The organism is Agrobacterium sp., from assembly GCF_032092815.1.
GTDB lineage: Bacteria > Pseudomonadota > Alphaproteobacteria > Rhizobiales > Rhizobiaceae > Agrobacterium.
This window is the reverse complement of the sequence record NZ_DAMDBP010000058.1, coordinates 12,710-20,653: the sequence shown is the minus strand read 5'-3', so window position 1 is coordinate 20,653 and position 7,944 is coordinate 12,710. Positions and strand designations below refer to the sequence as shown.

The following is a 7,944-nucleotide window of genomic DNA, read 5'->3' as shown; positions in this document are numbered from 1 at the left end:
GGATGCTCGGCTTCATCAAGGACAGCCCGCAGGCCGACCGTTACCGCAAGCTGGCGGATCGTATCTCCGAAACCATGGACTTCATGAAGGCCATCGGCATTTCGGCAGAAAACAATCCGAGCCTGCGTGAAACAGACTTCTTCACCAGCCACGAAGCTCTGCTGCTTGGTTATGAAGAAGCGCTGACCCGTGTCGATTCCACCTCGGGCGACTGGTATGCAACATCTGGCCACATGATCTGGATCGGTGACCGTACACGCCAGCCGGACCATGCGCATGTTGAATACTGCCGTGGTATCAAGAACCCGATCGGCCTGAAGTGCGGCCCGTCCATGACGGCTGATGGTCTTCTCGAACTGATCGACATTCTGAACCCGGCCAACGAGGCTGGCCGTCTCACGCTGATCTGCCGTTTCGGTCATGACAAGGTTGCCGACCATCTGCCGCGCCTCATCCGCGCTGTAGAGCGTGAAGGCCGCAAGGTCGTATGGTCGTGTGATCCGATGCATGGCAACACGATTACGCTGAACAGCTACAAGACGCGTCCATTCGAGCGTGTTCTGTCGGAAGTGGAAAGCTTCTTCCAGATCCACCGCGCCGAAGGCACGCATCCAGGCGGTATCCACGTCGAGATGACCGGCAATGACGTAACGGAATGCACCGGTGGTGCACGTGCCGTAACGGCAGACTCGCTGTCTGACCGTTACCATACCCATTGCGACCCGCGTCTGAACGCCGATCAGGCTCTGGAGCTGGCATTCCTTCTTGCCGAGCGCATGAAGGGTGGTCGCGACGAAAAGCGCCTGGCTGTTGCCAACGCCTAAGCCTGAAGCCCGATACTGACATGCAAAAGCCGCCGGAGAGATCCGGCGGCTTTTTTGTCGTGAGGAGGAGAGTTTTACTGCACGAGGGCAGGGTGCATGCAACGCACGTCAGTGACGCGCACATCGGCTTCGCCGATCTTGATGCCCAGAACCAGCAGCGTGTTGTAAAGCACGGTGTCGAGCGGCTTGGTGACCAGTGACAACGTGTCTGCCAGAGCTGAGGTAACCAGTGTTGGTGTTCCAAGTGTCAGGAAGAGGACCTTGATATCCAGGTCGAGGTTTTTCAGCAGCGACTGGACGAGCGAGGTTGCAGTGTCGCGTGTCGAGACGCTCTTGACCGCAGCCTGGGTGATTTCAGCCTGCGAAAAGGTCAGCCGCGTGGTCGACATGTTGGACGAAATGACCTGCGCCTTGCCGAGAATTTTCAGCAGGGCGGAATCGACCACTGCAGCCTGTGTCACACGCGGTGTCTTGCCGAAATTGTTGAAGGCAGATGTATCGACATCGCCAAGCGCAATATCAGCAACACCCGGCACGACATCCACATCCACAGTGCCCTGACCACCGCCGGTGCAGCGAATGGCTGCAAGCCGCGCCTCGGACTGGGCAAGGTCGATGTAGATCGGCACCCGCACCCGAAGACCGGCAATGGCACTCAGGCCATCAACCGCCACTTCCACGAAGAGGCGTGTCTGTGCTGTGCGCACAATGGTTCCAGGTGCACCCACCGCAAGCGGGGGTGTGCCAACTGGCGGTTCGCCGATTGCCAGCCTGATCTTGGTGGAGGCAAGACCGGGAATGCCTGCGCCAAGATCAACGGAAATCTGCTGGCCGGCATTGGCCGCAATGGCAGAGGCGTTGACCAGATCAAACACCGTTGCCATGACCTTCAGGTTTTCACCGGTGCCGATTAACTGTTCCGAAACCGGACCGAGATTGAGTACCTCGGCCAGTTTCAGCGTCAGTTGGGTTTTGTTGGCTGCGCGCTCCACCGTTTTCAGCACCGTGGCAACGGCCGGTTTGACACCGGTGGTCTTGCCCAGCGCGGCCAGAAAGCGACCATAGGTAATTTCGGTATTCAGCACGTCCTTGTAGGTGCCGGCCGTCAGGTTGAGGTCAAGCGCCAGTGCGTTGAGCATCTGCAGCGCATTGATATCGGCATCGAGCAATGCATTGTAATCCATGACGTTGAGCGACAATGTCGTACCAAGCAGACCGCCAAGCACGCTGTTGAGCAGGCCATTATTGACGCTGGCCAGCCGTGAGCCGATTGAGAAGGCGGCAAGCTGGTTGCCGGACGCGGTGCCGGTGGCCGAAATGGTCGGGGCGGAAGCGAAGGCGCCAGCAAAGAATATCTGCCCCTTTTCGGTGATTGTCACTTTCAGCGCATTGGCCGGTGCAGCATTGGCAACGAAACGTTCTCCAACGGCCACGTTGGGGTCGGGCACATAGCGGCCTTTGACAACCTCGGCATAACCGCCAACACTGGTGAAGGGCTCTTGCCGGTCGAATGGCACAAGGCCATTGGCGGTAATCAGCCCTGACGGCGTGACAACACCGAGATTGAGGCCGTTGAGCTGGAAGTAATTGGCAACCGATTGTTCGGGGTTGCTCAAATCAGTGGCGCCTGAAATGGCTGCAAGGTCAGCAGACTGCTGGGCCTGTCTTTTCTGAACGGTCAGATAACCAAAATCGACTCCAAGTGCGAGAACACCCAAAAGCAGGGGCGATGTCAGGGCTGCTGTCAGCGCAATGTTGCCGGACCTGTCGTTTTTGAAGCGACGTGCCAGCCTCGAAAAATACCACATTCAGACTCCTCCGATCCTGATCGTGGAAAACCGCTTGATGCTTTTTTCCGGCAGGGCATAAGTGTAAAGACTCCAGATCGGCAGGCCGCGAGCGTCATACTCGATGGTGACTGTGAACTGGTTGGGATTGACCGGATCGCTGCCGACGGTAACGGTGAAGGCGTTCTTGTCGAGGAAGGCGTAGTTCAACGTGCTTTTCTTGACGAAATCCGTTGCCAGTGTTTCCCGTTCTTTCGTATTCAATCCGGCAACAGCGGTGCGGGCAGCATCTGCTGCCACTTGCTGGACTGCATTTGCAGCCGCCAGGTAAATACCGTATGCGAGCAAACTCAGCAGAATGAGAATGAACATCGGGGCGATGATCGCAAACTCGACTGCTGAAGCGCCTGATTTATCGCGCAACACACTGCGTATTGAAGTCATGGTGCGTCCTGTTTTTAATCTTAATATTCTTATATTCGAATATACTGAGCCTTATTGATTAAGGAATCGTTGATGCGTTTCGGGCGTGAATAGCCCGAAGTGAAACACCCTAAGCCCATGTTTTTTCTAAATTTTGCGTGAATAAGCAGGCGAGGAGAGGATAGGCTGGCGACGCCTCAGATCAGGCCCAGACCCTTCAGGCTGGCATGGCCATCCCGGCCAATGATGATGTGATCATGGATCAGGATGCCAAGCGGACGTGCTGCCTCAATGATGACTTTTGTCATGTCGATATCGGCGCGTGACGGGGCGGGATCGCCACTTGGATGGTTGTGGACAAGCACCAAGGCGGTGGCGGAAAGCTCCAGCGCCCGCTTGATGACCTCCCGTGTATAAACCGGCGTATGATCGACCGTGCCAAGCCCTTGCACCTCATCGGCAATCAACACATTGCGTTTGTCGAGAAACAGGATGCGGAACTGTTCACGCGTCTCATGGGCCATGGCGGCGTGGCAATACTGGATCACTGCAGACCAGGAACTCAGCACCTGCTTGTCGCGGATTTCGCTTTTCAGCACCCGTTGGGCAACGGTGGAAATCAGCTTGATATCAAGCGCCACGGTCTCGCCAATGCCGTTGACCTCTTGCAACAAATGCAAAGGCGCGCCGAACACACCGCTTAAAGTACCAAAGCGGGCAAGCAAGGCTTTGGCAATCGGTTTGGTATCCTTGCGCGGAATCAGGCGAAACAACAGGAGTTCAAGGACTTCATAATCGGCAAGGGCTGTTTCGCCATTGTCGCGGTACCGTGCCCGCAGCCGGTCACGGTGGCCGTGATAGTGCGCATGCGCTGCCGGCTCGGTCTCTACGCTGTTTTCTAAAGATGTTGGGGTGGTGTTGGCTTTGACGCTTCCAAAAAAAGCGCGCTCATCGTCCAGTGTCAGGGACAAGTCCAGACTGTCCTGCCGGGCAGAGGTTGAGGCAAGTGCTTCATGTTCTGCAGTTCGGGCAGGGCGTTTGGCCATGGATCAAGCCTTGAGGGGAGCAAGGCCTGGCCGGTCAAGGCCGCCGGGTGACAGGGTGAAGATTTCACAACCCGTTGCGGTGACGCCAACAGCATGTTCGTACTGAGCGGTCAGCGAGCGGTCACGGGTCACGGCCGTCCAGCCATCGGAAAGCACTTTCACATGCGGTTTGCCGAGATTGATCATCGGTTCGATGGTGAAGATCATGCCTTCGCGGATTTCCGGTCCCTCATGGGCTTCGCCGTAATGGAGAATGTTTGGCGTGTCGTGGAACAGTTTGCCAACGCCGTGGCCGCAGAAATCGCGAACGACGGAGCAGCGCGCGGCTTCCGCATGCGCCTGGATGGCCGCACCAATTGCGCCAGTGCGTGCGCCGGGGCGAACGGCCGCAATGCCCAGCATCAGGCATTCATGGGTCACTTCAAGCAGGCGTTCCGCAGCCCGCTTGATTTCACCGACCGGGTACATGCGGCTCGAATCACCGTGCCAGCCGTCGAGGATATAGGTCACGTCGATATTGACGATATCACCTTCGCGCAGCGGCTTTTCATTTGGAATGCCGTGGCAGACCACATGGTTGATCGAGGTGCAGACTGACTTGGTATAACCACGATAATTGAGCGTGGCGGGCAGGGCGCCATGGTCCATGCCGAACTCGAACACAAAACGGTCGATCGTGTCGGTGGCAACGCCCGGTTTCACGATGCTGGCAAGCTCATCGAGGCAGCGTGCGGTCAGCTGACATGCTTTACGCATGCCCTCAAAATCCTCTGCATTGTACAGCCGTATTGCGCCCGTGTTCTTGAGTGGGGCAGAGGCTGCGTCGATATAGGTCACCATTGTCCGTTTTTCCTGTCGTTTTCTATTCTGTTCATAAAACAGCAATACCGGGTTCGTCTATCGCAACGACCCCATCGACTGCAATTTCCAGCGGTGAAACACGACATTTTACCGCATAGGCTTCAACACCCCGTTCCAGGGCTTGGCCGAAAGCCGCAGCATAAACGGGATCGAGGTCGCCGCATATGCGAAAGCGATCACAATCTGCGCGCTGGATCAGATAGAGCATCACGGCACGGTGACCGCTTGCGACCATATTGCCCAGTTCCTGAAGATGTTTCGTGCCGCGCAAGGTTGCGGTGTCAGGAAATTCGGCCAATCCGCCTTCGCGCATGAAATGTACGTTTTTGACTTCGACATAGGCATCCGGTCTGCCTTGAGAGGACAGCAGAAAGTCGATTCGTGAATTGAGGCCGTATTTCTGTTCCCGCCTCAGAGTGTCGTAACCGGACAGTGGCTCGATCAGCCCGTTTTGGATCGCTTCTTCCGCCAGACGATTCGGCATGCCTGTATTGATGCCGACGATTGTGCCGTCTGCTTCCACCATTTCCAGCCTGTAGGCATATTTGCGAGTGGGGCCTATGTCGTGTTTCGACAGCCAGATGCGTGAGCCCGGATCGGTCAGGCCACGCATTGATCCGGTATTGGGACAAGACCCGGTGATCACGGTGCCACCTTCCAGTTCTGCATCGAAAAGGAAGCGTTTGTAACGGCTTATCAACCGGGCAGGCACGAGGGATGAGCTGAAAATCATCGCACTTATCTGGGCGTTTGCACGATCGCTTGCAAGTGCAAATTGAGACGTGAAATTGCTCCACAATATTTATAATCTTTGTGTTTGCACATGCCGGGCGAAAACGAATACAAGTTGAGCCGCAGAGCCTGAATTATTGGCTGGTTGGCAAAGTGAAGTAATTTTATCCTGCGGGATAATTGCCGGGACAGATCGATGAAAAACAATTTGATGATTGTCAAAGCGGGAATGCGACTGGTCCCCGGTGTTTTTGTTGCTGTGTTGCTGGCGGGTTGCACGACACCACAGCAGGTGGACACCACTGCATCTTTTAATACCCGCCCGGTGGCGCAGGTTGTTGGCCCACAACCGGTGAGTGCCCAGCCCGCAGTCAAGCAGGACACTGGCACCTATCCAACCTTCTCAAAGCCACTAACCTCCGCTGCTGACCAGATGTCCGACAGTGAAGCTATGGAACTGCAAAAGCGCCTTTCGGCTCTGGCATCGGCCCGCCGGTCAGGCCGGGTCAGCGAGGCGGAATATCGCCGCCAGTTGCAGGAACTGCAAAATCTGGCCATCCATCACGGTGAAGATGCGCAGGCGCAAATCGCGCAGTAATGCGTTTTCAAGATAACGCGTTTTCAAGATTGCATTTCATGGCGCCCGGATGATCAAAATCCAAGGCGCCATTTTTATGCCCAATGGCAGATTAAAGCGATATCTCGCTTTTTACCAATTGGCTTAAGCGTTGAATTACTTGGTTTTTTAACGGCAAATCATGTTTTGTCGCCTAGTGTTGCCTCTGCGTCAATCAGGCCTTTGAGACGGTTTGAAACGGCGCCTGTCGCGGTCAGATCAGTGGCCGCGGTTTCTTGGGGACTGGGGAATGAAATTCGTTGTTGCAGTGGTGCTGGCTTACGGAATTCTGTTTTCCGCAAGCGAGGCAAAGGCACCCAATCTTTTTCCACGGCATGATTCGGCTGGAGCCGTCGGTGTAAAGACACTGAGCAAGCCTGCTCAGTCGTTGCCTGCTGCATAATTCAGACGATCAAGATCTGGCACGGTGACGTGCCGGTTGTTCTCGATGTGAATGACACCTTCCTTGCGCAATTTGGTCATCTGGCGGCTGACCGTTTCAATCGTCAGGCCCAGAAAATCGGCAATATCGGCACGTGACAAGGGCAGGTCGAAACTCGACTTGTCGTCATTTTCCGGGTCGATATGGGTGGCAATCAAGTAAAGGAAGCTGGCCACCTTTTCCTGTGCGGACTTGCGGCCCAGCGTCAGCATCCAGTCACGAGCCTCGTCCAGTTCCTTCAGCGACTGGTCATAGAGCTTGTGCTCCATCTGCGGCGACTGGTTGATGATACGGTCAACTACATTGCGCGGGAAAACGCAGATGTTGACATCCGTCGCCGCCTCAACCGTGGTGTTGCTTTCACCGACAAACGGTCTTCCCATGAAGTCAGGGGCAAATTGCAGGCCAACGATCTGCTGGCGGCCATCCGACATCATCTTCGACAGTTTGACCACGCCATTGAGAATATTGGCATAGGTGGACACAGATTCGCCCTGGCCAATCAGCTCATTGCCAGCCTCCAGCTTGCGACGGCTGGAATGTTTGCTGAGCTCCGTCAACTGGGCAGGGCTCAAGGAACTGCACACACCGCCGTGTCGCGCCTCGCATGAGCGACAGACGACAGGTTCCTCCGAGTTATGAATATTTTTAAGCAGCGTATCCATCTGACCCAATCCGATAGTTGCGGTAAAGTGCCCAAAATTGGCACCACATACCCTTCCCAGGTTTCTTGACGAAGCCGAATGTCCCCCTACGACTATCTTTGTGGAATGTAGCCCCTGATTTGATCGAAGTCAAAGTTGCAAACTGTCACAGACGCTACTTTCGGGTTATGTTTTTGGAAGACCAAGGTAGAAATTGCATGTCGGAAAAGCTTCTCGAAAAATATTCCGGCGCGGTTCCGCGTTACACGAGTTACCCTACAGCACCCCACTTCCACGAGGGGGTAAACTGCGACATTTATGCGCAATGGCTCGGCAAACTGGGTGATCGCGACAATTTGTCATTGTATCTGCACATACCTTACTGCGACCGCTTGTGCTGGTTTTGTGCCTGTCACACCAAGCACACGCTGAAATATGAACCCATTGCCACTTATCTGAAGTCGCTGAAGGCGGAAATCGCCGCCGTCGGTCAGCGCATTTCACGCGACGCAAAGGTCACGGCCGTGCATTTCGGTGGCGGTTCTCCAACCATGCTGAAGCCCGAGGAT

8 protein-coding genes and 1 pseudogene are annotated in these 7,944 nt (G+C 55.4%); 3 read left to right on the top strand and 6 right to left on the bottom strand.

What is annotated here, in order from left to right:
* Positions 1-824 (top strand): 3-deoxy-7-phosphoheptulonate synthase (locus RT613_RS21775; RefSeq protein WP_313618468.1); only part of this gene is annotated, 824 nt, incomplete at its 5' end.
* Positions 825-898: 74 nt separating this feature from the next.
* Here the strand turns inward: RT613_RS21775 and RT613_RS21770 are convergent.
* From RT613_RS21770 to sfsA, 5 genes are all read right to left on the bottom strand, one after another.
* Positions 899-2,632, bottom strand: coding sequence for a TadG family pilus assembly protein (locus tag RT613_RS21770; protein ID WP_313618467.1), 1,734 nt, complete (start codon positions 2,630-2,632; stop codon positions 899-901).
* Entirely contained in the window at positions 2,633-3,055 is a 423-nt protein-coding gene (locus RT613_RS21765; RefSeq protein WP_313618466.1) for a TadE/TadG family type IV pilus assembly protein, read from the bottom strand.
* Between the two features lie 176 nt (positions 3,056-3,231).
* Positions 3,232-4,080: a RadC family protein gene (gene radC, locus RT613_RS21760; protein WP_313618465.1), complete on the bottom strand. Its 849-nt coding sequence runs from the start codon at positions 4,078-4,080 to the stop codon at positions 3,232-3,234.
* A 3-nt stretch (positions 4,081-4,083) separates the two neighbouring features.
* On the bottom strand, positions 4,084-4,920 hold the full coding sequence (map, locus tag RT613_RS21755; RefSeq protein WP_313618464.1) for a type I methionyl aminopeptidase: 837 nt from the start codon (positions 4,918-4,920) through the stop codon (positions 4,084-4,086).
* Between the two features lie 31 nt (positions 4,921-4,951).
* Positions 4,952-5,674 (bottom strand): DNA/RNA nuclease SfsA, encoded by a 723-nt coding sequence (gene sfsA, locus RT613_RS21750; RefSeq protein WP_313618463.1) that lies wholly within the window; start codon positions 5,672-5,674, stop codon positions 4,952-4,954.
* 195 nt (positions 5,675-5,869) lie between these two features.
* Between sfsA and RT613_RS21745 the strand changes: the two genes are divergently transcribed.
* Positions 5,870-6,271: a hypothetical protein gene (locus RT613_RS21745; RefSeq protein ID WP_313618462.1), complete on the top strand. Its 402-nt coding sequence runs from the start codon at positions 5,870-5,872 to the stop codon at positions 6,269-6,271.
* Between the two features lie 399 nt (positions 6,272-6,670).
* Here RT613_RS21745 and fnrN read toward each other — a convergent pair whose 3' ends face one another.
* Entirely contained in the window at positions 6,671-7,396 is a 726-nt protein-coding gene (fnrN, locus tag RT613_RS21740; RefSeq protein ID WP_313618461.1) for a transcriptional regulator FnrN, read from the bottom strand.
* Positions 7,397-7,593: 197 nt separating this feature from the next.
* Between fnrN and RT613_RS21735 the strand changes: the two are divergent.
* A pseudogene (locus RT613_RS21735) lies at positions 7,594-7,944 on the top strand (coproporphyrinogen III oxidase); the annotation flags it as partial.

What these genes read in the sequence shown, in the direction of transcription:
- fnrN (WP_313618461.1), bottom strand. Translation starts at nt 7,396, where the DNA reads ATGGATACGCTGCTTAAAAATATTCATAACTCGGAGGAACCTGTCGTC.
- RT613_RS21765 (WP_313618466.1), bottom strand. Translation starts at nt 3,055, where the DNA reads ATGACTTCAATACGCAGTGTGTTGCGCGATAAATCAGGCGCTTCAGCA.
- radC (WP_313618465.1), bottom strand. Translation starts at nt 4,080, where the DNA reads ATGGCCAAACGCCCTGCCCGAACTGCAGAACATGAAGCACTTGCCTCA.
- RT613_RS21770 (WP_313618467.1), bottom strand. Translation starts at nt 2,632, where the DNA reads ATGTGGTATTTTTCGAGGCTGGCACGTCGCTTCAAAAACGACAGGTCC.
- RT613_RS21745 (WP_313618462.1), top strand. Translation starts at nt 5,870, where the DNA reads ATGAAAAACAATTTGATGATTGTCAAAGCGGGAATGCGACTGGTCCCC.
- sfsA (WP_313618463.1), bottom strand. Translation starts at nt 5,674, where the DNA reads ATGATTTTCAGCTCATCCCTCGTGCCTGCCCGGTTGATAAGCCGTTAC.
- map (WP_313618464.1), bottom strand. Translation starts at nt 4,920, where the DNA reads ATGGTGACCTATATCGACGCAGCCTCTGCCCCACTCAAGAACACGGGC.